General features: G+C 51.0%; 20 protein-coding genes, 1 pseudogene and 1 riboswitch. Of the genes and pseudogenes, 15 read left to right on the forward strand and 6 right to left on the reverse strand.

From position 1 onward, the window contains the following. Window positions 1-126: 126 nt before the first annotated feature. On the forward strand, window positions 127-990 hold the full coding sequence (locus ACE41H_RS00935) for a helix-turn-helix transcriptional regulator (protein ID WP_375352633.1): 864 nt from the start codon (window positions 127-129) through the stop codon (window positions 988-990). A 197-nt stretch (window positions 991-1,187) separates the two neighbouring features. Continuing rightward, window positions 1,188-1,278: riboswitch (cyclic di-GMP riboswitch) on the forward strand. Between the two features lie 154 nt (window positions 1,279-1,432). After that, window positions 1,433-2,161, forward strand: coding sequence for a helix-turn-helix transcriptional regulator (locus ACE41H_RS00940; RefSeq protein WP_375352635.1), 729 nt, complete (start codon window positions 1,433-1,435; stop codon window positions 2,159-2,161). A gap of 53 nt (window positions 2,162-2,214) precedes the next feature. Here the strand turns inward: ACE41H_RS00940 and ACE41H_RS00945 are convergent. After that, window positions 2,215-2,664, reverse strand: a pseudogene (locus ACE41H_RS00945) (SDR family NAD(P)-dependent oxidoreductase); the annotation flags it as partial. Between the two features lie 237 nt (window positions 2,665-2,901). Here ACE41H_RS00945 and ACE41H_RS00950 point away from each other — a divergent pair. From ACE41H_RS00950 to ACE41H_RS00995, 10 genes are all read left to right on the forward strand, one after another. Then, complete coding sequence (locus ACE41H_RS00950) at window positions 2,902-3,666, forward strand: 3-hydroxybutyrate dehydrogenase (protein WP_375352637.1); 765 nt, start codon at window positions 2,902-2,904, stop codon at window positions 3,664-3,666. Window positions 3,667-3,727: 61 nt separating this feature from the next. Next, entirely contained in the window at window positions 3,728-4,663 is a 936-nt protein-coding gene (locus ACE41H_RS00955) for a class I SAM-dependent methyltransferase (RefSeq protein ID WP_375352638.1), read from the forward strand. 1 nt (window position 4,664) lies between these two features. After that, on the forward strand, window positions 4,665-7,517 hold the full coding sequence (locus tag ACE41H_RS00960) for a beta-ketoacyl synthase N-terminal-like domain-containing protein (RefSeq protein ID WP_375352639.1): 2,853 nt from the start codon (window positions 4,665-4,667) through the stop codon (window positions 7,515-7,517). 88 nt (window positions 7,518-7,605) lie between these two features. Beyond that, on the forward strand, window positions 7,606-8,631 hold the full coding sequence (locus tag ACE41H_RS00965; protein ID WP_375352640.1) for a phosphopantetheine-binding protein: 1,026 nt from the start codon (window positions 7,606-7,608) through the stop codon (window positions 8,629-8,631). Window positions 8,632-8,753: 122 nt separating this feature from the next. Further along, window positions 8,754-10,154: an SDR family oxidoreductase gene (locus tag ACE41H_RS00970; RefSeq protein ID WP_375352642.1), complete on the forward strand. Its 1,401-nt coding sequence runs from the start codon at window positions 8,754-8,756 to the stop codon at window positions 10,152-10,154. Further along, window positions 10,151-11,548, forward strand: coding sequence for a hotdog family protein (locus ACE41H_RS00975; protein WP_375352644.1), 1,398 nt, complete (start codon window positions 10,151-10,153; stop codon window positions 11,546-11,548). Before ACE41H_RS00970 ends, ACE41H_RS00975 begins: the two co-directional genes overlap by 4 nt. Next, window positions 11,517-13,202 carry a PfaD family polyunsaturated fatty acid/polyketide biosynthesis protein gene (locus ACE41H_RS00980; protein WP_375352646.1) on the forward strand — a complete coding sequence of 562 codons (1,686 nt, stop codon included), beginning with the start codon at window positions 11,517-11,519 and terminating at the stop codon, window positions 13,200-13,202. Before ACE41H_RS00975 ends, ACE41H_RS00980 begins: the two co-directional genes overlap by 32 nt. A gap of 13 nt (window positions 13,203-13,215) precedes the next feature. Further along, window positions 13,216-13,911, forward strand: a complete 696-nt coding sequence (locus ACE41H_RS00985; protein WP_375352648.1) for a 4'-phosphopantetheinyl transferase family protein — start codon at window positions 13,216-13,218, stop codon at window positions 13,909-13,911. Then, the gene (locus ACE41H_RS00990; RefSeq protein WP_375352650.1) at window positions 13,877-14,659 is read left to right on the forward strand and encodes an acetoacetate decarboxylase; all 783 of its coding nucleotides are present in this window, start codon (window positions 13,877-13,879) and stop codon (window positions 14,657-14,659) included. Before ACE41H_RS00985 ends, ACE41H_RS00990 begins: the two co-directional genes overlap by 35 nt. 32 nt (window positions 14,660-14,691) lie before the next feature. After that, window positions 14,692-18,606 (forward strand): beta-ketoacyl synthase N-terminal-like domain-containing protein, encoded by a 3,915-nt coding sequence (locus ACE41H_RS00995; protein ID WP_375352651.1) that lies wholly within the window; start codon window positions 14,692-14,694, stop codon window positions 18,604-18,606. 140 nt (window positions 18,607-18,746) lie between these two features. On the opposite strand, the gene ACE41H_RS01000 is transcribed toward ACE41H_RS00995, so the two are convergent. The 4 genes from ACE41H_RS01000 to ACE41H_RS01015 form a co-directional block, all read right to left on the reverse strand. After that, the gene (locus tag ACE41H_RS01000) at window positions 18,747-20,714 is read right to left on the reverse strand and encodes a glycoside hydrolase family 127 protein (protein ID WP_375352652.1); all 1,968 of its coding nucleotides are present in this window, start codon (window positions 20,712-20,714) and stop codon (window positions 18,747-18,749) included. A gap of 44 nt (window positions 20,715-20,758) precedes the next feature. Then, window positions 20,759-21,586, reverse strand: coding sequence for a carbohydrate ABC transporter permease (locus ACE41H_RS01005; RefSeq protein WP_375352654.1), 828 nt, complete (start codon window positions 21,584-21,586; stop codon window positions 20,759-20,761). Window positions 21,587-21,598: 12 nt separating this feature from the next. Continuing rightward, window positions 21,599-22,516 (reverse strand): carbohydrate ABC transporter permease, encoded by a 918-nt coding sequence (locus ACE41H_RS01010; protein WP_375353138.1) that lies wholly within the window; start codon window positions 22,514-22,516, stop codon window positions 21,599-21,601. Window positions 22,517-22,627: 111 nt separating this feature from the next. Next, window positions 22,628-23,944 carry an ABC transporter substrate-binding protein gene (locus ACE41H_RS01015; RefSeq protein ID WP_375352656.1) on the reverse strand — a complete coding sequence of 439 codons (1,317 nt, stop codon included), beginning with the start codon at window positions 23,942-23,944 and terminating at the stop codon, window positions 22,628-22,630. A gap of 194 nt (window positions 23,945-24,138) precedes the next feature. On the opposite strand from ACE41H_RS01015, the gene ACE41H_RS01020 reads away from it, so the two are divergent. Together ACE41H_RS01020 and ACE41H_RS01025 are read left to right on the forward strand one after the other, a co-directional pair. Beyond that, window positions 24,139-25,029: a helix-turn-helix domain-containing protein gene (locus tag ACE41H_RS01020; protein ID WP_375352658.1), complete on the forward strand. Its 891-nt coding sequence runs from the start codon at window positions 24,139-24,141 to the stop codon at window positions 25,027-25,029. Window positions 25,030-25,088: 59 nt separating this feature from the next. Next, window positions 25,089-25,304 carry a hypothetical protein gene (locus ACE41H_RS01025; protein WP_375352660.1) on the forward strand — a complete coding sequence of 72 codons (216 nt, stop codon included), beginning with the start codon at window positions 25,089-25,091 and terminating at the stop codon, window positions 25,302-25,304. A gap of 179 nt (window positions 25,305-25,483) precedes the next feature. Here ACE41H_RS01025 and ACE41H_RS01030 read toward each other — a convergent pair whose 3' ends face one another. Then, a complete protein-coding gene (locus ACE41H_RS01030; RefSeq protein WP_375352662.1) occupies window positions 25,484-26,023 on the reverse strand; it encodes an NAD(P)H-dependent oxidoreductase in 540 nt (179 codons plus the stop codon). Between the two features lie 247 nt (window positions 26,024-26,270). On the opposite strand from ACE41H_RS01030, the gene ACE41H_RS01035 reads away from it, so the two are divergent. Further along, window positions 26,271-26,681, forward strand: a complete 411-nt coding sequence (locus tag ACE41H_RS01035) for a winged helix-turn-helix transcriptional regulator (protein WP_375352664.1) — start codon at window positions 26,271-26,273, stop codon at window positions 26,679-26,681. Window positions 26,682-26,755 lie beyond the last annotated feature (74 nt).

Genomic DNA, 26,755 nt, shown 5'->3' on the forward strand with positions numbered 1-26,755 from the left:
GAACTGAACAAATTCTGTTATCAGGGATAGAATGTCATGAAATTTATCCTATTACAAGATATAGTTTATGCTAGTATAATTAGTACCATAATAATTTAATGAATCGTTGTGAAAAAGGAGAGACCAATGAATTCGCAAACGAGGCTGCAGGTTTTATCCGCTTTTTTAAAGGCGCAGCGTGCCAAGCTTTCTCCCGAAGTAGCCGGGTTTCCGGGAGGCGCGAGACGGAGAACTCCGGGGCTGCGCAGGGAGGAGGTGGCACAGCTGGCAGGGGTGAGCACCACCTGGTATACATGGCTGGAGCAGGGACGCGACATCAAGGTGTCTCCGTCTGTACTGGATTGTGTAGCCACAGCGCTCCAGCTGACGGCTGACGAGCGAAAATACCTGTTCTCGCTCGCTCTGGAAAGCGGGTTGTCAGCATCCTATCCGGCAAAACAAGAAGTGCCGCTCATGACTCCCTCACTGGAAAAAATCATCACCGAGCTGCGCTATTGTCCGGCGATTATTTCAGACCGGACCTGTCATATTGTGGGCTGGAACCTGGCGGCTGCTTATGTATTTCTTGATTTTGAGCTGATTCCCCGGGAAGAACGCAATATGATCGAATTGCTCTTTTCACGCAGGGAATTCAAAAGGCTGGCAGTGAATTGGGAGCATTTCGCGAGCGGTTACCTTGCGATGTTCCGTTCGTACTATGGTCAGTACATGGAAGATGAATGGTATGATCATTTTCTGGAGGAGATGAAAAATCGTTATCCGGATTTTGAACAGATGTGGGAGCAGAGCCAGGTGAGCTACGCGCCGGATGTTCATCTCGAATTCAGGCATGCCAAGGCGGGCAAGATGGTGTTTGAGCTTACGTCTTTGCAGGTTTATGGTGAGCATGATCTGCGCTGCAGTATCTATACACCGAATACAGGCACGGAAGAGAAGCTAAAAAAATTGATGAATGAGCGGGGGGCATTGCAGGAGGAGCCGTATTCCTGACCGTCTTCAAGGGGAGGGGGACTCCTTTCTGTTCTCGACCGTTTTGCCAATCAGCGCAATTCGAAAAAACTTCTTTCTAAAATGCCTCAAATAGGGACAATTGATTGTCGCATTATGTCATACTTGATAGAAAGGTCCTATTCCCAAACGATAAAACGGCATATATATTATACTATATAATTAAAAATTTATTGTTCGTACGACAATAGCAAACCCACTGAAAGGTGGTGACGCAAAGCTACAGGGGCTAAGGTGAAACCTAGATTACTATGCCAGCCAGTTGCCGAATACGACGGAGCCTCCGTCTATTTTGTTATGGCTATCAAAATATGGACGGGGCTTTTTTCATTTTTGCGAATGGCTGCCGGATTCGGCAGTGGCGATGATTAGGAGATCGATTTCATTATTAGTCACTTATTCTTAAAGGGGAGAAGGGAGAATAATGGACCACAGAATATTACTTGAAGTAAACGATCATTTTCCTAATATTCTCAGTATGTCTGAAATAAAAGAGAGGTTGATTGAACGAAAAGAAATTCTGCATTTACTGCAAGAAGAAACTCGGAATATGAATGAGATGCTGTCGATACCCTATTTGTTTGTGATTACGGATACGGATGGAACCGTTATCGATTATTGCGGTACCGATTCGTTAAAAGGTTATTTTGAAAGAAATAATATAAGAAACGGTACATCATTCGCCATGAAAAACGCGGGAATCAATGCCATTTCATTATCTATGGAGCATCGAGCGGTGTCTGTCGTCATTGGAGACGAGCATAGCAACAAATTGTTCGCCGAATTGTCTTCTGTTTGTACACCTATTCGAATAAAAAATATAACTATAGGCTATCTAAGCCTTTGTTTTCATTATTTTCATGAGGTTACATTCGCACTGCCCCTCATTGAACATCTGGCAAGGAATATTGAAGACAAATTGCCTCAAAAGGACTCCCTTCTACAAAAAGAGCTGACCTATTCTCTCTTTGATCGATATGCATTAACCAATCGTGAAAAAGAAATAGCCTATGGGTGGCTGGAAAATAAAAACGTACCTGAAATTGCGGATATTTGTGGGATTAGTCAAAGTACGGTTCGTACGTTTATCAAAAAAATCTATGCCAAAACGAGTGTCAATCATAAAGGGGCATTTCTTAAGAAATTTTCATAGCGCTTAGGAGGAGGGGAGCTATCAGTTCTACATACACCAAAACAACAGCACTCCTATTTAAAGGAGGCATATCCGTCGTCAAGCATGACAACACTCCCGTTAATAGCTCTGGCTTCCTCCAATGAAATCATATATACAGCATCAGCTATTTGCTTTGGATCAATCAATTTGTTGCTCATACTTTTGGCTTTAATCTGATCTATGATTCCCAAGTCTCTGAATTCCTGGAGTAGGTCCGTATCAACGAAGCCTGGTGCTACTGCAACGACTCTGATCCCGTAAGGGGTGTATTCGAGCGCCACAGATTTTATCATCATGTTGACTGCTCCTTTGCTCACGTGATAAGGAAAGGTTCCGGGGCTAGCCAAATATCCGAGTACAGATGGGTTGTTAATGATGATGCCCCTCTTGTTCAGTTCAATCATTTTCTTGCCTGCTGCGAGAATTTCATAAGCCACAGCATGCTGATTTATACTAATCGTTTTATGGTATTCCTCCAGTGATAACAGCCACTCTCTTCCTACTCATCATGAATGGCCTCCCTTAAATATTCTGACAGACATCTCCATGATTCCTCAATTAGTGAATAAAAGAAATACCCAATTTTGGGGACTTCTTTTATTTCAGTAGAATTTTATAATTCTATGTAACAGAATATTGAAAAGCAGCTTAGAGCTTCGTATTACACATTGTTTGGTAATTGCCTGCACGGCTATTTATTAAGAAATGAGGGATATGCAATGCCATTCCATGGGGAAAGAACAGTTATCGTCACAGGCGCCGCTCGCGGCATTGGCTATTCTATTGCCGAAGCATTTGTTAAAAATGGTGACTTCGTCGCGATCGGTGATTTGAACGCGGAAAGTGCGGTTGGCCGTGCGAAAGATATTGGAGACCGGGCAAAAGGTTACGAAGTAAACGTTGGAGACCCGGAATCAGTACAGCTTTTTGTCCAACAGGTGATCGCAGAGCGGGGAAATGTCCATGTTCTGGTCAACAATGCAGGCTTGCAGCATATTGACAAGGTAGAGGATTTCCCTTTGGAAAAATGGAACCAACTGATTAATGTCATGCTGACCGGCCCCTTCTTGTTAACGAAGTACGTGGTCCCTTTTATGAAAAAACAACAGTATGGAAGAATTATTAATATTTCTTCTGTTCATGGTAAAAAGGGTGCCCCTTATAAATCCGCATATGTCTCTGCAAAACACGGCGTTGTGGGTCTCACGCGTACAGTAGCACTTGAAACTGTGAACGAGGGTATTACAGTTAATGCTATTTTGCCAAGTGCTGTGAAAACTGAATTGGTCATGCAACAAATAGCACAGGTAGCCAGAGCAGACGGGATCACCGAGGAGGAGGTTCTCCATAAGCATCTTTGGAGTAAGCAACCTCTGAAACGTTTTATAGATTCGTCTGAGATTGCAGCAGCTGCCATCTATCTTGCTTCCGATGCCGCCGCCGCTATAACTGGTGAAACGCTGGGCGTATCCGGGGGTATGTAATGCCAGGGGAAATGGGACATTCGAAAACCGTTGAAAGCTCTCTTGGAGGTTTAACCACAATATGGATCAACTGAATAAAAACAATTTACTGAATCAAGTAAAAATTAAAATCAATCAAGGCCAATTCTCTGATGCGTGTAGTACCCTTTATGATGGATTAAGCCACATACGCAGCCATTCTTCAGCAGAAGAATGGAAACAATTTGTCCCCCAATATCGTGAACATGCCGTAAGCCAGTTTTTCTTACAAGATCCGCTAACCCGTCGGGCATTTGAAAAACCGCGCGGCTATGCGGGTGATCCCGTAGTGATCGACTTTATATATAACCATGATAAAGCAGCGCCACCTTGCGCTAGCTCATCCGAAATTCCGCAAATTCTAAATTGCGAGCTTAACCGTATAAGTCATGCATGTCATGCTGTTCGTGAAAGAAAACGTATTTTATCCAGAAAGATTAATCAAACTGCAGAACGGGTTGCGAATCCATATATTCTCTCAGTCGCTTGTGGCTATTTGAGAGAAGCATTAGATAGTGTGGCGATTCAAAACAGAAATATTGGGAAATTTGTAGCTATTGATCAGGATAAGGAATCACTTGCTGTTGCCGCAGAAATAATAAAGGGCTTTGGAGAAACAATTCATGCCTCTCTAATTGAAATTATTAGTAACACAGTGCCTCTTCCTACCTTCGATTTTATTTATACCGCTGGTTTATATGACTATCTGCCAGAGAGTCTTGCGAAAAAATTAACCAGCAATTTATTTAATTTACTCAATCCTGGAGGTCGATTGCTAATAGCTAACTATCTTCCGGATACCCCCTCTATTGGTTATATGGAGGCTGTGATGGATTGGTGGCTCATTTATCGAGATAAGGAGCAGATGCAAGAGTTAACACAACAAATACCGCAAGAAAAAATTAATGATGTGGATATGTTTGTGGAAAAAAACCAGGTTATTATTTTTATGGAAATTGAGAAAGTGGGTGGTGGTTAGTATGTTAGATCAGCAAAAACCTTGTAATATCGCAGTCGTTGGAGTTAGTGCTCTGTTCCCTGGGTCGACGGATCTTGGCGGTTTTTGGAAGGACATACTTGCTGGAACAGACATGATTCAGGAAGTTCCCCCTACACACTGGCTGGTCGAGGATTATTATGATCCTGATCCTTCTGCTATTGATAAAACCTATTCCAAAAGGGGAGCATTTTTGGGGGATGTTGACTTTGATACCTTGGAGTATGCCCTTCCTCCCCTTAATCTTCCAGCCACCGATCCGAGTCAGCTATTAGCCTTGATTGTGGCCAATCAGGTATTGCACGATGCTGCACGCGGACAGTTCCGGCATATGGACCGCGAGCGCATCAGCGTCATCCTTGGTACTTGGACGGCCTCATTGGTATCCGACATGGCTTCCAGGCTGCAACGTCCGATCTGGGCCAAGGCATTGCGTGAGAGCGGATTGCCGGAGTCCCAGATCGAAGAGATCTGCGAACGCATTTCGGCTTCTTATGTGCCGTGGCAGGAAAATACATTCCCTGGCTTACTTGGTAACGTTGTTGCCGGCCGCATCGCAAATCGGCTCAATTTGGGCGGAACCAACTGTGTAGTCGATGCTGCCTGTGCCAGCTCCTTATCAGCGCTTTCCATGTCGATTATGGAGCTGGCCACAGGAAAATCGGATATGGTGATCACAGGCGGCGTTGATGCGATGAACAATATTTTTGCATATGTATGCTTCAGCAAGACCCCTGCACTATCGCCTACCGGGGATTGCCGTCCATTTTCGGATGCGGCGGACGGCACAATCCTTGGAGAAGGAGTCGGGATGGTTGCACTCAAGCGGTTGGCCGATGCGGAGCGTGACGGGGATAAAATTTATGCCGTTATCAAAGGGGTAGGCACATCTTCCGATGGGAATGCCAAAAGTATATATGCTCCTGTAGCAGAAGGTCAGGCGAAGGCATTGCGGCGGGCTTATAAAGAGGCTGGCTATTCCCCGCAAACCGTAGAATTAATAGAAGCGCACGGAACCGGAACGAAAGCCGGCGATGTTTCAGAATTCGAGGGGTTGAAGCTTGCTTTTATGCAGCAGGAGGCGGTTTCGGCACCCTGGTGTGCTCTCGGATCGGTCAAGTCCCAGATTGGCCACACGAAAGGTGCTGCAGGTGCCGCAGGTTTGATAAAAGCGGTTATGGCTTTGCATCATAAAGTTCTGCCGCCAACGATCAAGGTCGAACGTCCCAATCCTAAGCTGGGGATTGAAACAAGTCCATTTTATTTAAATACGACGGCCCGGCCCTGGATTCGGGACGGATTGCATCCACGACGGGCATCTGTGAGCTCCTTTGGGTTTGGCGGAACTAATTTTCATGTTGCTCTAGAGGAATATACCGGTCCTGGGAAGGGTGCTGAGAAGGTGAGGTCTTTTCCGACAGAGTTGCTCCTGTTTAGTGCTGATCTGCTAGAGGAGCTTAAGTCAGAATGCCGAAAGGCGGCCGAGCTTTCTCCCAGCGGAAAGACATGGGTGGCTGCGGCCCGTCAATCGCAGAAGAATTTTGACCCCGGCAAGCGGCTAAGGTTGGCTGTCATTTCCGCAGGCGGCAGCGATTTAAGCACTAAGCTCCACAAGGCAGTTACACTCATGGATACGAACAGCAGTTTTTCAATCGAGGGTGTCCACTTCGCAACTGGGATTCCTTCATACGGCCGTATCGCCTTCTTGTTCCCGGGGCAAGGCAGCCAATATGTCAACATGGGAGCAGATCTGGCCATGGGATTTGACCAGGCACGATTGGTCTGGGACCGTTCGGCCAATATCTCTTTTGCCGGTACTGATAATAGGCTTCACCATGTCGTTTATCCGATCCCAAGGTTTACCGATGAAGAGCGCAAAGCGCAATCAGATGTGTTGATGCAAACGGAGTGGGCGCAGCCTGCCCTTGGTACAGCATCCTTGGCAGCACTTGGCGTGCTGCAGGCTGTGGGACTCAAAGCCGATGCTGTGGGCGGTCATAGCTTTGGCGAGCTGACTGCTTTGTGTGCAGCCGGTGTTATGGACGAAACTGCACTCATTGAAATTGCACGCACGCGGGGAGAGCTCATGGCGCAGGCCGCTACAATTCCGGGTGCCATGAGTGCTGTGTTCAGTGATAAAGCAACCGTGGCAGCGCTGATTCAGAACAACCATTTGAATGTTGTCATCGCCAATTATAATAGCCCGCAACAGCTCGTGGTGTCCGGCCGGACAGATGAGGTAGAGCGGCTGGAATTGCACTTGACAGAGAAGCAAATTCAGTTCAGACGTTTACATGTGGCAACTGCGTTCCATTCTTCTGTTGTGGAAGCATCCGTTGCACCGTTCCTGGAAAGCTTACGCAAATATCCGTTTAAAAAACCTGTTGCCAAAGTATATTCGAACATGACAGGAGAACCATTCTCCTCAGATTCAGAGGTGATCCGTGAAACGATCGCGCGGCAAATTGCCAAACCGGTATTATTTGAGCAGCAGCTGCAGTCTATGTATGAAGATGGCGTCCGAACCTTTATCGAAGTAGGGCCGGGCGGTGTGCTAACAGGATTGGTCGAACAAACTTTCAAGGACCGGCAGATCACGGCAGTATGTATGGACCGCAGGGGCCAGCATGGAGTGACCATGTTGTGGAACGCACTGGGGAAATTGGCCGCTGCCGGATTGACATTAGATTATGATGCACTCTGGGAGGAGGCGGCACCCGAAGAAACGGAACCGGAAACGAAGAAGAAGCCGCGTATGGCTGTGAAAATTAACGGTTCAGGCTACAAAAAACCATATCCTCCTCTTGGGGGTGCAGCCAGCGGTACTAAAGCCTAATCCAGAAAAGTGAAGAATACCCGCAGTGATTCGAATCTTGACCCCAAACAGCAGTATGAAAATGTTATTGAATCTAGGAGGAATACCTATGACAAACCCATCGGGAAATCACATGTCGGCCCAAGTCAATTCTGATTTCACAGCCTTGCTCCATACCTTTGAGGAGCTTCAAAAGCAAACCGCAGAAGCCCATACTGCACATCAACAATTCATGGCGGCCGGACATGCTGCGTTTCTTCGCGCAGCCGAGGCAACATTTACAAACCTGAGCAGATTAATCTCAGGAGAATTGTCCGCAAGTTATCAACACTCGGCTGTGGGAGAAGCAGTAATTGATGAGCAGCCCCTGCAAAGCCCTAAAATTATTGAATTTCCTCAACCAAACGTGCTAAATGAGTTGGACAGAGTCCATCATATTGCTCCCGCCCCTGAACTGGAGCAGGTTGCTGCGGTACAGCCTGTCATGCAACCTACGGAGCAGCCCGCCACATATTCTGAGGTTGTTCCATCCAGCCTACAATCCGATGAATCGGTCATCAGTAAGCTGCCATCCCAAATTGATCTTCAACAGCTCCTTTTTCAAATTGTTGCCGATAAAACCGGTTATCCACTGGAGATGCTCGAATTTGACATGGACCTAGAGGCTGGCTTAGGCATTGATTCGATTAAGCGCGTTGAAATATTATCAGCTCTGCAAGAGCAGCTTCCATCCTCAATAAATCTAAATCCAACTGAAATGACCACTCTTCACACGTTAGGTGAAATTGTTGATTATTTGAGAAAAAATAATCCAAATGCATCTACGGAAAGCCTAATTCTGGATTCGGACATGAAAGATTCTGCTTCGATCACTTCGTCTACGAAGTTAGATGCAGCACAATTATTAATTGATATCGTTTCCGATAAAACCGGATACCCCATTGAAATGATTGATCCATCGATGGAATTGGAATCTGAGCTTGGCATTGATTCTATTAAACGTGTGGAGATTCTTTCTGCCCTTCAGGATCAACTGCCAAAGGACATCAAAATAAATGCCAATGAATTGGCTGTCCGCCGGACCCTGGGAGAAATTGCAGACTATGTGGAGCGCAGCTCTGAAAAAAAGTCGTAACGGTTGAATCGTCAGTTTCGGATTCTCCGGTTCAGCCGCTTGCACGTTTTTGTTTACGCCTGCAAAAGGCACCAGCAACAGGCTTTGCGATGAAGGCCTTAAGTTCCATGGGGGAGGGTGTCTTGGCCATCACGGACGATGAAACAGGCATCGCCCCTTTACTCGCTGATAAACTTAAGACTCATGGTATTCAGGCGGAGGTTGTTCGCAGCGTATCAAATCATGCGTCTGGGGTTGTGTTCCTCGGAGGTTTGCGAAGCCTGACCACAGAGTCGGAGGCGTTAGCTGTTAATTATGAAGCTTTTGCCGCAGCCAAGTCAGTAGCTCAGCAACTCACGGCTCGTGGCGGACTTTTCGTAACCGTGCAGAGTACAGGCGGAGCCTTTGGCCTGCGCGGTATGGAGTCACAACAAGCCTGGACAAGCGGGCTGTCAGGATTAGTAAAGACAGCTGCTTTGGAATGGCCGAAAGCTTCGGTTAAAGCTATTGACTTGGAAATGACCGGTCTTACCAAGGAACAGGCAGCTGATGCGATTACGGCTGAGTTACTTTGGGGTGGGCTGGAAGTCGAGGTAGGATTACGGATGAATGAACCACGTGTGACCGTTCATGCCGAGCCTGCTTCGCTCTCCCAATCCATATCCAAGCGGGTTATAAATCAAAAGGGTGTAATCGTTGTCACGGGTGGAGCCCGCGGTGTTACAGCTGCTGCATTGCAGGCGCTTGCTGAAGCCGTACCTCTGCAATTTGTATTACTGGGCCGTACAGCTTTGACAGAGGAGCCGGCAATCTTTACACATGCCAATACGGAAGCCGAGCTTAGACAAATCCTGTTTGATTCATATAAGGCGAACGGGCAGAAAATGACACCGAGAGAACTGTCAACGCGTGTCCAAGCAATCCTTGCCAATCGAGAAATCAAAGAGACCTTGCATACCCTAAAACAATCAGGCTCTCATGCAAGTTATTATGCAGTTGATATTCAGGATCAGCAAGCACTGGCACATACTTTATCGGAAGTACGCCGGGAATGGGGGCAGATTACAGGCATTATTCACGGTGCGGGCGTTCTGGCTGATAAAAGGATTGCAGACAAAACACCCGAAAATTTCGATCTGGTGTTTCGCACCAAGGTAGAAGGGCTGCGCAATTTATTGGCTGCAACCCAACAGGACCCGTTGGATATGCTTGTCTTATTTTCATCTATTGCTGCGAGAGCAGGTAATATTGGGCAATGTGATTATGCGATGGCGAACGAGATTTTGAATAAAGTCGCGGCAGCCCAGGCATCACAACGCGGAGTAGGCTGTCTGGTCAAATCTTTCAACTGGGGAGCCTGGGATGGGGGGATGGTTACCCCAAGTTTGCGAACTCATTTTACAGAAAGGGGAGTCAACCTTATTCCGATTGAACAGGGGGCTCGTGCCTTTGCTGATGAGCTGTTATTCGGCAATCGTGAGCAAATTGAAGTGGTTATTACCGGAGATCGAGTCGGCCAAGGCCTGATGGGAGGACAGACATGAACTTTCAGCGAACTGTTATGAATTATCACAATCAACTTGTTCAAACACATAGGGACTATCAAACACAGCAAGGGGAGCTTCATCAGCAGTTTTTACAGCAGAGGGAACTGGCTCTCAAAGAAATGACCGCTGTTTTGTCTAGAAAACCGCTGGTTTTGGGTCAAACAAGTGAGCCTTTACATCCATTTCGACCTGTGGGACCTTCATTTTCCCGTGCTGAACTTGAGGTGCTGGCGTCTGGCAAGGTTTCCGATGTATTCGGAAGCCGATTCGAATCACAGGACAAGTATGCTCATCAAGTGCGAATGCCCAAACCCCCGCTGTTATTCGCTGATCGGGTTCTCGGAATAGAAGGTGAGCCGGGCTCACTTGGATTGGGCAAGGTCTGGTTTGAAATGGATGTTACAGGGGATTCATGGTATTTACATGATGGTTGTATGCCAGCAGGTCTCATGCTTGAATCGGTGGTAAACCTTAGTCCACTGCTCATGAGCTGGCTGGGCATCGATACACAAAGTAATGGCGAACGATTTACAAGGTTTTTAGGTTGTGAGTTCATGTTTCATGAATCGCTTATTAAGCGTAATACTACGCTAACTTCTGAACTTACTGTGGATGGCCAAGCTCATCATGACGAAACATGGCTGACCTTTCACCACATTGACAGTTACGCCGACGGACAGAAACGATTGACAGTGCGAAAAGCAGTGGTGGGTTTTTTAACTGAAGCTAAATTGCTTGAAGCTAGTGGTGTGAACTGGGCTGCTGAAACCGCAGAGTTTAATACAGATGCCAGACGGGATGCTCCTGTTGTGGCTTGCGAACATCGTTCATTCACCAAGGAACAAGTGAGCTTATTCTCTAAAGGGCGTACTGCCGAATGCTTTGGAACCGGATATGAAAAGGCTTTTACGCACATAAGGTCACCGCGTATTCAATCGGGAAAAATGCTTATGATTGATGAAGTGGAATGCTTTGATCCGCAGGGGGGACCATGGGGCTCAGGGTACTTAAAGGCCAAAAAAGCGCTTCAACCCGATGAATGGTTTTTCTTATGTCATTTCCATAACGATCCCGTGATGCCGGGTATGCTGCAACTTGAAGGCTGCCTGCAAGCGATGGCATTCTATCTCGCTGGACTTGGGTTTACATTGAATAAAGATGGGTATCGCTTTGATCCTATTCCTGAAGTGTTATATGAGATGCAATTTCGGGGACAAGCGCCTCCTACCGCCAGGGAATTGATCTATGAGATATTTGTCCAAGAAGTTCATGGCGGGGATGAACCCAAGTTATATGCAGATTTATTGGTCACTGTGGACGGATTAAAAGTTTGTTATTGCCAAAGGATGGGATTGCGGCTTGTCAAAATGGAAGGCGAAAGAGAGGGGTGAGCGGATGGAGCAGCAATCTGCAGGAGTTTGGAATGCAGACGGTGTAATTGGAGGCTGGCAAAGCGGCGGCGAATCCCCGCACTTTGATACAGAAGGCATAAAAAGCTCAATCTCCAGAATTCGTGAACCGATCCATATCGTGAGCGGCGGCCCAAACGGATCGCGGGGGTTAGCCTTCGGAGGAACCATACACCATAGTTCACAAATGGCTCAGCAAGGGAACTATCCGCTGCTTTCCTCCTTACCGGCGATTTATCCGGAATGGCTGGGGGATCGTTCCTTTCTGCAAACCCATGGTTTGCGCTTTCCGTATGTAATCGGTGAAATGGCTAACGGGATTGCAACCACTGCCATGGTTATCGCCGCAGCCAAAGCAGGGATGCTCGGATTTTTCGGATCTGCCGGGTTATCTCCACAACGTGTCGCGCAAGCTATTGACGAATTGAAAGCCGGGCTTGAACCGCTTGGACTGCCATGGGGTGTGAATTTGATTCATAGCCCGAGCGAGACAGATCGGGAAGAAACGAATGTCGATCTGTATCTTGAGCGGGGGGTTACCCGTATGTCAGCGTCGGCATTTATGAGTCTGACACCGAGTATCGTCCGATATGCATGCAGCGGATTGTATCTGGATGAAAACGGACGTATTGTTCGACAGAATCATGTGTTTGCGAAAATTTCTCGTCCCGAAATTGCGAAGCTGTTCATGTCGCCGGCACCTGAGGATATGCTGCTGAATCTTGTCAGGAGTGGAAAACTCACAGCCGGGGAAGCCCGGCTGGCCAGTCGTATTCCTCTGTCTGAAGACATCACGGTCGAATCCGATTCGGGCGGACATACGGATAACAGGCCCCTGGGCTCATTATTCTCAACCATTACAGCTTTACGGGACGAATTAACGGCTCTTTATAGATACGATCGGCCCATACGGGTGGGTGCAGCCGGAGGGATTGGCACCCCTGCCGCTGCGGCGGCGGCTTTTGCTTTAGGCGCTGCATATATTGTAACAGGCACTATTAATCAAGCGTCGCTGGAATCGGGCTTATCCGATGCGGGCAAGCAAATGTTGGCCAAGGCGGATCTGGCCGATGTCACCATGGCTCCGTCGGCGGATATGTTTGAGATGGGAGTCAAGGTGCAGGTGCTTAAGCGAGGGACCATGTTCAGTGTGCGGGCGCATCGGCTTTTCGAAGTCTACCGGCAGTTTGATTCTCTTGATTCCATACCTATGGACCAGCGGGCTAAATTGGAGAAGGAAATTTTTCAAGACTCCCTGGAACATATCTGGGATGAGACGGAACGCTTTTTTCAGAATAGGGATCCCCAGCAGTTAGTCAGAGCGAAAAAAGATGCCAAGCATCGGATGGCGCTTGTCTTTCGTTGGTATTTAGGAAATGCGAGCAGGTGGGCCATTCAGGGAACAGCAGAACGCAGACTGGATTATCAAATCTGGTGCGGCCCAGCTATCGGGGCGTTTAATGCCTGGACAGCAGGTTCGTTTTTGGAACATCCGGCGAACCGCAGTGTCGTCCAAATCGCATTGAATATTATGGAGGGAGCTGCTGTAATCACACGAGTCCATCAATTACGTACGTATGGCGTTGCCGTAGTTCCAGAAGCATTTAAAATTTCCCCAAGGCCGATGTCAGTATGAGTCCAGGATGTCAATGAATATAGGAGCTATTCGACTTTCTTCTCCGATATCCGATTCTGATTTTCAACAGGCCTATGCAAGAGCGGATCTATCCAGACAAAGAAAAATCGATGCCTATCTGCATCGGGAAGATAAAGAGCGTTCGCTGGTAGGGGATATGCTTACCCGTCTGATGCTCTTTCGCCAATTCGGATATGTTAGCTTGAAAGTACCTTTTACAGCAGATCGCTTTGGTAAACCATATTTGGAGAGTCAAAGCGGTATTCACTTTAATATCTCACATGCAGGTGATTGGATCGTCAGTGCTGTGGACTCAAGCCCAATTGGAATCGATGTAGAACGAATCCGAAGCATAGATATGGCAGTTGCCAATCATTATTTTTCAGATGCGGAGCAAGAAAGATTAAAGGCTGTTCCCCCTGAAAATAAACTTTCCTATTTTTTTGACTTATGGACTCTGAAAGAAAGCTATATTAAGGCAATTGGCAAAGGATTAAACGAACCGCTCCGTCTTTTTACTATTGATCTTTCAGTTAATGAAATTAAACTTATCTCGACAAAAAAGAAAGATGCCGCATGGAAGTTCCGTCAATATGAGATTGACCGAGCATACAAACTATCCATATGTGCAGCAAATGACAGCTTTCCTAATCAAGTCACAGAAGTGGTTTGGGATGAATTGCTTACTTTTTACATGGAGGAAAGGTGATGGAAAATTGAAAATACATGAGGTGCGAAAGCAATTGACGACCCCGTTAGGGGCTCCTGCTTATCCTTGGGGCCCTTATAATTTTCGTAATCGGGAGTACCTGAACATTCTGTATCGTACCGATATGGAAGCCCTTAGACGTGTAGTTCCCGAGCCGCTTGCAATTGATGAGCCTCTAGTCAAATTTGAGGTCATGTACATGCCGGATGCTCCTGGTTTAGGGGCCTATACAGAGGCTGGTCAGGTGATACCGGTATCCTTCAATGGCGAGAAGGGCGAATATCTGCATGCTATGTACGTGGACAATCATCCTGCTATAGCAGTTGGACGAGAGGTGAGTGCATACCCGAAAAAACTTGGTGCTCCTAGATTGTATATTGACTCGGACACATTAGTCGGTACCCTGGATTACGGATCGTTACGTGTTGCCACAGCTACAATGGGTTATAAACATCAACCTATGGACTTAGCTCTCGCTCGTCAAGAGCTTAGCCAGCCAACATTCATGCTCAAAATTGTGCCAAACACTGATGGAAGTCAGAAGGTATGCCAACTAATGCGTACTCAGATTAACAATCCGACTATTCATGGTGCCTGGACTGCCCCAGCCCGGCTGCAATTGTTTGCCCATGCTCTGGCGCCGATGGCAGACCTCCCAGTGCTTGAAGTAATATCAGCTTCACATATTATTACTGATTTGACGCTATCAAAGCCGGACGTAATTTATGACTATCTGGCAGAACATTAGGACAACCAAACAGACTAGGAGGAAGTGCAGCGATGACATTCGAACCGATCGCGATCGTCGGACAAGGCTGCGTGCTGCCCGGCGCGTTACATCCAGAGGAACTGTGGAACGGCGTATTGGCCGGTCGCAGCTTGTTGTCGGAGCCAGAAACGGACCGTTGGCGGGTGAGCCGCGAGCAGGCCGAAGCCAATCGAGGGGGGGAGCGCTGGTCGCTGCGGGCCGGCTATGTGCATGGGTTCGAGCAGCGGTTTGATCCGAGCGAATACGCCGTCGACCGGGATGAATGGCTGCGAATGGACCGGATGGTGCACTGGATGCTGCAGGCCGCGGGAGAAGCGATCCGCACTTCCGGAACCGGCGGCTTTGCCGAGCGTGAGCGAACGGGCGTGATCGTCGGCAACTTGTCGCTGCCGACCGTTTCGCTGGCGCAATACGCCGAATCGGCATGGCTTCGACGCCAAGGACTGTCCGCAAGCGAGGCCGCCCGCATCGTCGGCGCGCCGACGCAAGCGATCGACCGCTTCATGTCGGGTTATCCAGCGTTTGCGCTGGCCAAAGCGCTCGGGCTTGGCGGGGAAGCGTATTGCCTGGATGCGGCGTGCGCTTCGTCGCTCTACGCGATCAAGCTTGCTTGCGACAGCCTGCACGACGGCCGTGCCGATCTGATGTTAGCCGGCGCGGTGAACGGCGCCGAGCCGCTTTTTCTACATACCGCTTTCCGAGCGCTGAAGGCAATCAGCAAAACGGGGCAAAGCCGGCCGTTCCACCCGCAAGCGGACGGCCTCGTTCCCGCCGAAGGCTGCGGCTTCGTCGCGCTGAAACGGTTGCCCGACGCCGTCCGCGACGGCAATCGCGTGCTCGGTGTCATCCGCGCCGTCGGATTGTCCAACGATGGCGGCCGCAGCGGGCTGCTGGCGCCGTCGGCTGCCGGACAGGCGGAGGCGATGCGCCAGGCGTATCGGCAGTCGGGCTTGTCGCCAAGCGACGTTTCGCTGATCGAATGCCACGCGACAGGCACGCTGCTGGGCGACGCGACAGAAATCGGCAGCATGAGCGACGTATTCGCCGGCTTGCGCGACGTGCCGATCGGCAGCATCAAAAGCAATATTGGGCACCTGCTCACCGCCGCCGGCATCGCCGGGCTGATCAAGGTGCTCGGCTCGCTGAACAGCGGCATGCTGCCGCCGTCGTTATTCGGCGAAGAGGAGATCGAAGTGCTGCGCGAGTCGCCGTTCCGGCTGCTGCGGAAGGCGGAGCCGTGGCGATACAACGGGAGGCGCCGTGCGGCGATCAACAGCTTCGGCTTCGGCGGCAATAACGCGCACCTGATCGTCGAGCAATATGAGCCGGTGCCGGAGCGATCCGCCGCGGGGACAGTGGTGCGTTTGTCGCCGATGGAACGGGCTGTTGCTTGTGAGGAAGGAAGACGCGCCCCCGCCGGCGGCGACGGCCGGCTGGCGATTGTCGGCATCGGCGCAATCGTGGCGGACGGCGGCGGCACGGATGATTTTGCCGCCGCGTTGTTTGGCCTGGACCAGCGGCCGCGGTCGACGAAAGCGGAGACGGTGGAGTTGCCGCTGGCCGGCCTCGCCGCGCCGCCCAACGATTTGAAGCGCGCGCTGCCGCAGCAGCTGCAAATGCTGAAAGCGGCCAAGGCGGCCGCGGCCGAAGCGGGCGAGCTGCCGTCCGAGCGCACCGGCATTTATATCGGCATGCAATGCGACGCCGAAATCACCAGGCATTGCGCGCGGCTGCGGCTTGCCGAACAGCAGCCGGTCCAATCGGCGGCAGCGGGGGACGGAGTGCAGCTGGAAGCCGCCTGCGAGCGGATTTTCCCACAGCTCGACGCGCCGACGGTCGTCGGTTTGCTGCCGAACATACCGGCTAACCGGCTTAACAAGATGTTGAACATGAGCGGCCCGGGCTTCACTGTGTCCAGCGAGGAGCTGTCGGGCATAACCGCGCTGGCGATTGCCGCCCGCGCACTGCGCGAAGGCGAGCTTGACGCAGCGATTGTCGGCGCCGTCGATTTCAGCGGCGAGTACGTGCATGAGACGGCCGTCGCCGAATGGGCCGGCCCGGATGCGGCGACGGCCGGCGATGCGGCGGTGGCGATCGTCGTGAAACGGCTGGCCGATGCGGAGCGGGACCGTAACGTTATTTACGCGGTGCTGCCGGTGGATGTTGAGGGGATGGAACCGGGAGCGGAGCAACCGGGGCTGCTGCTGGGCGACGGGGAAGACGAAGCCGTCGGCGGCGTGATAAATCGTGGCGCGCTTGGCGATGCCGGCAACGCGCGCAAAAGGGACGTAAGCGCCGTAAGGCTGGAGCGGCGCTTCGGCAAGGCGCATGCCGCACATGGCTTGCTGCATGTAGCGGCAGGCGCGCTTTCGCTGCGCTACGGCTTGCGTCCGGCGTTTGACGGAGGCGGGCCGCAGCCGTGGCCGGCTTCGGCTCCTCGCACGGCGCGCGTGTCGATCGCCGCGCTCGGCGGCGTAAAAGCGCGCGTAGCGCTGGCATCACACGACGCTGAAGGCGCGGAGATCGCCGGCGACGGCCGCGAGCAGCGCTTGCGGCTGGACGCGTTGCTTGCGCGCGTTGCGGAAGCGGGGCGCGATCGCGATGCTTCGCCTTCGATTGCAGTGGCGGCGCATCGGCCGCCGGTCGAGCTGCCAGCCATCGCGCAAGCGTTGCCGCACGCGGCCCCGGCCATCACGGCCGCTGCGCCGCGACATGCCGCTCCTCCGATCGCTGGCCCGATGCGACGGCCAACCGGCCCGGCCTTTTCGCGGGCGCAACTGGAGCAGCTGGCGTCTGGCGCGATCTCCGTGGTGTTCGGCCCGGCGTTTGCCGACCAGATCGGCTATCGCCGCCAAGTCCGCCTGCCGGAGCCGCCGCTGCTGCTGGTCGACCGCGTCACCGGCATTGATGCCGCGCCGCATAGCATGGGTGCCGGTACGATCTGGACCGAGACGGACGTCGATCGGTCGCGAGACTATATACACAAAGGCCGCATGCCGCTTGGCTACATGGTCGAAGCGGGCCAGGCCGATTTGCTGCTTATCTCGTGGCTCGGCATCGACCGCTATAACAAAGGCGACCGCGTGTACCGGCTGCTCGGCTGCGAGCTTACGTTCCACGGCTCGCTGCCGCGGCACGGCGAGACGCTGACCTATCAAATCGTGGTCGACTCCCACGCGAAGTCCGGGGATATGCGGCTGTTTTTTTTCCATTACGATTGCTATGCGGGAGCTGAGCGGCGGCTGACGATGCGCGGCGGTCAAGCCGGTTTTTTCACCGACGAAGAGCTGGCTAACTCCGGCGGCGTCCTCTGGGACCCGGCAAAAGCCGAGCCTCGGGCGGGCGCGCGGCTCGATCTGCCGGAAGCCGATTGTACGCACAGCCGGTTTACTCCGGAGCAAGTGAACAGCTTTGCCCAAGGCAGGCCGTACGATTGCTTCGGGCCTGGTTTCGAACGGGCGGCGTCCCATACGAGCAGTCCGTCGATCCAGCACGGCGAAAGGCTGTTTTTTCAGGAAGTAACGAGCTTTGATCCGCGCGGCGGTCCGCTCGGCAGAGGGTACTTGCGCGCCGAAGCGGCGCTGGATGGCACGGAATGGTTTTTCCCATGCCATTTCAACGCCGATCCGGTCATGCCGGGAACGCTGATGCTCGAAGGCTGTGTGCAGGCGATGTCGTTCTATATGGCGGCAACGGGCTTTACGCTGAAAAAAGACGGCTGGCGATTCGAGCCGGTTCCGGACGTGCCTTACCGGATGGTGTGCCGCGGCCAAGTGACGCCGGCATCGCGCAAGCTTATTTATGAAGTGTACGTCCAGGAGGTAGCGGGCGGTATGATGCCGACGCTATTTGCCGACGTGCTGGTTACGGTCGACGGGCTCAAAGCGTTCCATTGCGCCGGGCTCGGCATCCGGCTCGTCCCCTGAGCATGTTGACGCAGGGTTTCATATTATCGGTGGTTGAATCATAAGCCTTCTTCTAAAAGGTGTGATAAAAGCAGTGGCTAAAAAAGCGGGTGCCGGTGGACGATTTCCACCAACACCCGCTTTTTTTCCTGCACTTTGTCCTATGAGCGGCACCGGACCCAAACGGTCATTTCTCCTGGAGTCCGGTTGCTCCAGGCATAATACGGAACGGCTTTGATCTGAACCGGTACCCGCGCTGCAGGGCTTGTGGCGTATAACTCCTCCGCAGATGCCGCCGAGGTATCGGACCGGGTTGCGGCACCGCTCACGACGACCACACCTCCCAGCAGATTTTCGTCGAATTCGGCTTTCAGCCCGGCGGCGTCTGCCGTAAGCTCAATATCCTGCAGGTTGGCGCCGTTGTCGGCTTCTTCGAGGCAGTAGACGACCGGTCCGCGCTGCAGAGCGGCTTTACCCGCATTTTCCCGCAGCGCCGGATGGGCAAATATGAATTCGACCGGCATGCTCAATTCCAGCGTGATGCGGTCTCCCGGCTGCCAGGTTCTGCGCAGGGAAGCATAACCGCTGTTCGTTGCAGCGTCTGTTACTTCCTCGCTGTTGACGGCGATTTTGGCTTCCTTGCACCAGCCCGGAATGCGCAGGGAAACACCGAATTCAGCCGCCTGGTCCATGTCCAGCTCCAATTCAACTGACCCATCCCATGGATAGTTGGTTTTCTGAATCAACCGTACCTGCTGGCCGGCAAGTTCAACTTCTGCCTTGCTGCCGATATACAGGTGCACGTACAGCTCCTTACGCTCATCATTTTGCGAGTAGATGTACTGGCCGAGCGAAGCGATCAAGCGCGCGATATTGGGCGGGCAGCAGGCGCAGCCGAACCACGGCTGGCGGGTGACCTTGACCGTCGACATATCGTGGCGGTGATTGGCGATATCCGGCCACACTTCCAGCGGGTTGACGTAGAAATAGCTTTTGCCGTCAAGGGAAATGCCGCTCAATACACCGTTGTACAGTGCCCGTTCCATAACGTCGGCATACTCCCGGTCCGCCTCAATCTGCAGCATCCGGTGCGCCCAGAACATCAGACCGATAGCCGCGCAGGTTTCCGCATAGGCACGGTCGTTGGGCAGGTCATAAGGCACGGTGAATCTTTCTTCATATTCGGAGGAGCCGATGCCGCCGGTGATGTACATTTTGCGGCGTGTCGTATCCCTCCACAGCTGATTGCACGCATCAAGCAGCTGCTGATCTCCATTCTTCACGGCCAGATCGGCCATGGCACTATAGAGATAGACAGCACGCACGGAGTGACCTTCCGCCGTTTGCTGCTCACGTACTGGGGCATGGGCCTGGAAATAGTCATAGCTGCGCTTCCGGGAAGCATTCTCCTGCCGCTTCTCTGCTTCCAGGTCAAAGAAATGCGGCTGCTGTCCGCGCTGGTCAACGAAAAAGCTGCTCAGCTCCAGATATTTGGCCTCTCCGGTGGCCTCATATAGTTTCACCAGCGCCAGCTCGATTTCCGGATGCCCGTCGTAACCCCGGATTTGCTCAGGCCCCGGACCGAAGACGGTGGCAATATAGTCGGCATATCTGGACATGATGTCGAGGAATTTTCTTTTGCCTGTTGCCTGGTAATACGATACGGCGGCTTCCATCAGATGGCCCGCACAGTACAGCTCGTGATTGTCGCGCAGGTTGGTCCAGCGCTCTCCGGGTTTTTTGACCGTGTAATACGTATTCAGGTAGCCGTCCGGCTGCTGGGCTCTTTCCAGCAGTTCAATGACCTCATCGGCCGTTTTTTCCAGCTCGGGGTCCCGTTCCCTGGACAGGATGAAACCAACGGTTTCCAGCCATTTGCCGAGGTCGCTGTCCTGAAACACCATGCCGTAATATTCGCCTTCGGTTTCACCCGCAGCAAGACGGAAGTTCTCAATCGTATGGCTGGGCTCCGCGCCAGGGATATTGTCGTTCAAGGCATCCCATTGATAGGGGACAACCGTCTCGGTAACATTTTGCTCCCGCGAGCTCCAGAAAGGGTCCTGAATCGTCACCTGCTGCAGAGTTAGCGGATTCATCTTTTTCTGTACCTGATTATTCATCGTGCTCATGGACATACTCCCTTCGAATGGAAATTTTTGATTCTATACATAGTTTATTCACCCTTCAAACCGGACAGCGTAATGCCTTTGATGAAAAAGTCCTGGGCCAGCAGGAACACAACAATCAGCGGAATGATCGTAATAACGGTGCCAGCCATCAGAACAGGCCAATCCGTCGAATACATGCCCTGCATGGAGGCGAGGCCAAGCGGCAGTGTCATCATTTCCTGTGAATTGATGTACACGAGCGGAGAGAGAAAATCATTCCACATGCCCATGAAGACAAACACGCCGAGCGTGGCCATGGCCGGTTTGGAAAGAGGTATGAAAATGCGCCAGTACACCCCAAAAGGCGTGCATCCGTCGATCTTGGCCGCATCCTCCAGGGAGGCGGGAATGGTGAGGAAAAACTGGCGCAGCAGGAACGTGCCGAAAGCGGATACAAGGGCGGGCAGAATTAGCGCCCAATGCGTATCCACCAGGTTGTAAAACCGCATGATGATAAAGTTGGGAATCATCGTCACCTGGGCCGGGATCATCATCGTAGCCAGATATAGTCCAAACAGCAGCTCCCTGTATTTGAACTTGAGTCTTGCAAATACGTACCCGGCCATGGAGCTGGTGATCAATTGGGCCACCACCGCGATCACGGTGATTTTAACACTGTTCAGCAGATAAGTCATGAACGGGAAACGGTCTGATATGCGCAAATAATTTTCCCATTGAATGGACTCCCCGAACAGCGTGGGCGGGAATACAAACACTTCACTGATATTTTTCAGCGAGGTGCTGACAGACCAGAGAAAGGGCAAAATCATCGTGATGGCACCTGCAAGCAGCACGGCGTGTGCGGCAATTTTCAGCCCCAGATTCGTTTTCACGGTTCACCCTCCTCAATAAATGCTCCATTTTTTTTGACGCCAGAACTGGAACAGGGTAATCAGCAGCACCAGGAAAAACAGAATATAGGCCATGGCGCTTGCATATCCCATATTGAAATACTTAAATGCCGTCTCATAGAGGTAATGCACGATGACGGAAGTGGAACGTGCCGGCCCGCCCTGGGTCATGAGGAACACGGTGTCGAACACCTGAAACGAGCTGATCACGGACATGACGGTTACAAAAAATGTCGTCGGTGACAGCAGTGGAACGGTAATATAGCGGAACTTGTGGTACCAGCGGGCACCGTCCATGTCCGCGGCCTCGTAATAGCTTTCGGAGATCGATTGCAGGCCGGCCAGGAACAGCAGCATGTTAAAGCCGATGTTTTTCCACACACTTGTGATGATGACTGCTGGCATGGCCCACACCGTACTGGTCAGCCAATCCGGCCCCTTGATGCCGAAAAAGCCGAGGAAGTAGTTCAAAATGCCGTATTCGGGATTGTAAATCCACTGCCACACGACCGCGACGGCCACCATGGAGGAAATGACCGGCAGAAAGTAGGCGGCCCGGTAAAACTTCTTGAACTTGATGTTCTGATCCAGGGCGACAGCCAGAAACAGCGCCAGTACAATGCCCAATGGAACGGAAACGGCCGAGAAATAAAGGGTGTTCCAGAATACCTTGATGAAGGTCTCATCATGTATCAATCCAGCATAATTATCCATACCGACCCATTGAATGGGACTCAGCATATCCCAGGATGTGAAGCTCAGCAAAAAGGATGCAATCACCGGCAGAAACGTAAACGCAAGAAAGCCGAGCAGGTTGGGCAGCAGCAGCAGAAACGCCCAGGTGCCGTCTTTATAAAATAACCGCTTAAGCCTGCTTCTTCGGCCCGGCGTGTGCGGTTCCGCGGATGCCATGCCAGGGTCGGCCAAACCTTGATTCGGAGTCATACAGGGTCACCTCCGTAACGGGGCCCGGCATGCCGTACCGGGCGTGCCCGTCAGAATATGTGCTGGTGGGCCGGGGAATCATTGGGCAAGCTCAACGTTGGCCCTTGTCTCGATATTGGCGAGCGTGTCATCCACCGACTGGCCGGAATACCACAGCTTATCCGTCTCTTCGGTAATAATATCGTTCACTTTATTTTGCCGGATCAGGGAGAAAGGATAAGCTTCCGCATCTTGGAAGAAAGGAACCAGCTCTTTGAAGCCTGCGGGATGAACCTTGTCGTTATACCATTTGGCAATGCCCTCTTCGGTGTACAGATCCGTGCGGTTCGGCATCCATAAGCCTTCTTTCACCAGCCCGATCTGATATTCCTCGGAGGATAAAAATTTCACGAGCTCCCAGGCTTCCTGCGGATGCTTCGTATTGCCTGCGGCCGAGTGCAGATGCGCCTGTCCCTGAGTGATTGCACGCTCAAATTTGGGCAAAGCCGCCACGCCTACAGGAAAGTCCATGCTCGCCAGCTCCTGCAGCGCCCATGAACCGTCGACCATCATCGCCACCTTGCCTGTCTGCAGCATCTGGGCAGGCTTCATGCCGATGCTCTCCAATGTCTTCGCGGTGGGGGAGGCGCCGTCGACGAGCCGCAGATCGAGGACGGATTGCAGCACCTTTTTCGTTTCCGGTGTATTGATGGCCATTTTTGTGCCGTCCTCATTAAATATCGTTCCGTTGTTGGATAAAATTTCGGCGGTCGTATTGGCGAAGGCTTCCAGACCAAATGCCCCATACTGCGTAACCTTGTCGCCATCTTTAATAGTCAGCTGCTTGGCGGTATCGCGGAACTGTTCCCAAGTCCATGCCTTGGCCGGATCGCTTGGCGGATAGGCGATGCCCGCCTTGTCAAAAAGTTGCTTGTTATAGTAGAGTACAGGGGAAACCGTACAGCTGCTTACTCCATATATTTTTCCGTCAATCTGCATAATGCTTGCCGACGAAGGAATAAATTCATCGAGCGAAAGATCTGCCTTGAAGTGGTCCGTTAAATCCAGCAATACCCCCCGTTTCTGAAAAGACCGGTATTCCGCCGAGCCGAGAAAAAAGACGTCTGGTGCGGAATTGCCGGCCAGCATCGTCAGCAGCTTCTGTACGTACTGCGCCTGCGGCACGGGCTGATATTCAACTTTGATGTTGGGATGCTCCTTCATGAAGACTTCCAGACCTTGCTTGACGCTTTGCGTTTCGAGGGGACTGGCTTCCCAGCCCATAAACTTGAGGGTGACGACTCCGTCCGTCTTGTTGCTGTCTGCCGCGCTGTCGCCTGGAGATGTACCTCCGGAGCAGCCTGAGGCAAACAGTGCGCACACCAGGACAATGATTAACAGTTGTAGCTTTCTCACAAAATGACCCTCCTTCAATGAACGCAGATAGGATGGTACAGTACGAAAAAAGTATTTTCATTAGTTGCAAGCGCTTGCACGAAAAATCATAACATGATTGCATTTTGATGTAAGTAGCTGTTGTAACAGAAAAGGTGGATTATACTGACCAATGGAATGGCGGACGCGGATCAAAGGTTCGAGGAGCTGAGATTATGAAATTTCTAAAGACAGACATCAGAAATCCGGTCGAATTCATATCATGCGGACATTTTATTTCCAGTGTTCCCTGGACCCACAGCAAACGGAGTATCGAATCTTATGAAGTGCTGATCGGGGTTCACAAAACGCTGTATATTACGCAAAATGAGGCAGAGTACGAGCTGCAGCCGGGACAGGTGCTGCTTCTGCAGCCCGGACTTGTTCACTACGGACATAAACCGTGTGAGGAGGGCGTTTCTTTTTACTGGCTGCACTTTATCCCGTCAGCACAGGCAGAGTGGCTGGATGAGCAGGAGATGGCCCGTGTATGGCAGGTTTTGAACGAGCCGGATGCGGATCGTAATTGTACGGATATTTATCTCCCCTTGATGTGCACGCCCCAGGCGGTGGAGCGGATTAACATCCTGTTTCAGCAGCTTCAGCATGTCGTGCATTCCAATTACTATTCCCTGCAAAGCGCCCACTATTTGACGACTTCCCTGCTGATTGAGCTGACCGAGCAAACGATTACGGACGTGTACCGCAGCTCCCAGCAAAATAAAGGGGACCGTAATATTGCGGAAATTATAGAATGGGTGCGCATCCATGCGGCGCAGGACATTTCGGCAGCCGATGTGGCGCGCAGGTTCAATTATAACCGTGACTATCTGTCGCGTTTTTTCAAGAAAAAGACCGGGTATAACTTGCAGGAATACATTCATCTGCTAAAAATCGCCAAAGCCAAGGATCTCCTGTCCCGCAGCTCTGTAAGCGTTAAACTGGTTTCCGCCACAGTGGGGATTGAGGATGAAAAATATTTTATGCGTCTCTTCAAAAAATACGTGCAGATGACGCCTACAGATTACCGGAAGGCCTATTATAAAATTCACCTGAACAATCACTGAAAGGTGGCGGGATGCGAAGATTTGGTGGATAATACTGACAAACGGGGAGAGGTGAAAGAATGAAAGAACAGCTGGAAAAGGCCCTGCAGCTCAGAAGCGAGGGCCAGCTTGAAGTATCAAACCAAATATTAGTGGATCTGGTGCAGCTGTACCCGCAGGATGCCTTGATGAATTATCAGTGCGCCTGGAGCTTTGATGTACTGGGACGGGAAAGGGAGGCCATACCTTTTTATGAAAAGGCTGTGTCGCTGGGACTGGCGGAGAGGCAAGAATAACTGCAAGAGAGGATTTCAGCCGCAAGGCGGAGGAGACGATTCATTTTTTGCCCAGCTTATGGGAAGTGACGGACACTATCATAGCTGCAAATCCGGATATTAAAAAGTAACTTCAAAACACAGCGACAGCTTAGGACTTTTCCAGGCTGCCGCTGTCTTCCTTTTAAGAAAAAGTTGCATCAATGCACGAGCAAGTTCGAAGAAGTTTGGATATATTCTGCATATCTCTTGGCCTCTTGAGAGAAATAGGCATCGGTACCATGAGTAGTATTATAGGTAACAAAAGCCGGAAGATAAGTACCTTTGCATCTGGTAATGGTACTTTGGATCGGTCTGAACATTTCGCTGATCGTAAACCAATTGTCCCCGCCCGCTCGATAGCTTTGTTCCGTTCCTCCCGTCGTAGTTGCAAGTATAAATTCTTTTCCTTTCAAATGGTTTCCTTCAGGTCCAAACGCCCATCCGTACGTAAATACATCGTCGAACCATTTTTTTAATAACGGGGGACAGCTGTACCAATAAAAAGGGAATTGAAAAACAATCCGGTCGTACGACAAGAGCATTTGCTGTTCTTTTTCCACATCAATATTCCAATTGGGATAAATACTGTAGAGGTCTCTTACGTCGATGTTTGAATGATTATGAATCTCGCGCATAAAAGCCCGATTGACACGGGATGCCCCTAGGTCCGGATGTGCAACGATTACCACAGTTTTCATTTTGTTTCCCTCCTGTTTTTTAAACCAGCTTATTTGCACCTCCAATTATTAAAGCGAAAGATATTTTTGAAAAGTACGCTTTTTTTTCATACATAGTCTCAAAAACAGTACGATTGATGCCATCTGGGATAAAGGTAGTACGCTGAACCGTACTATGTACGAAAATAAGTAGTACTATTTAAAATCAGGATGCTTTGGTAAAGTAGAGGTATGTACTTGAATCGGGTCAAAATCAGGGGGAGAGAATATGGACACCGGGAACGACGCGGAGAACAACCCGTTGTACAGAAAACAGGGGATATTGACCACCTTGCAGGTCATAGGGGGCAAATGGAAACCGCTCATCCTGTTTATTTTACTGAAGGAAGGAACCAAGCGATTCGGTGAATTAAAACGGCTGCTGCCCCATGTGACACAGGGTATGCTGACCAATCAGCTGCGGGAGCTGGAGCGGGATGGACTTATCATTCGCAAAGTGTACCAAACCATCCCTCCAAAGGTCGAATACTCGCTATCCGAACATGGGAAAACACTGGGTTCTGTTTTGACTGATATGTGCGGATGGGGATTTAAGCATCTTGATTTTAAGAATAGCATTGGCACCTCCGACAGTGTACGGGAAGTTGAAGGTTCAGGAGCTGCATCTCATCTGTCATAACATAAACACCAGAGATCTATTGTTTTATACCAGAATGGATTTCAAGCCATACGAGATTAGCAACCGAACGGGAC

The organism is Paenibacillus enshidis (assembly GCF_042136365.1).
Lineage (GTDB): Bacteria > Bacillota > Bacilli > Paenibacillales > Paenibacillaceae > Paenibacillus > Paenibacillus enshidis.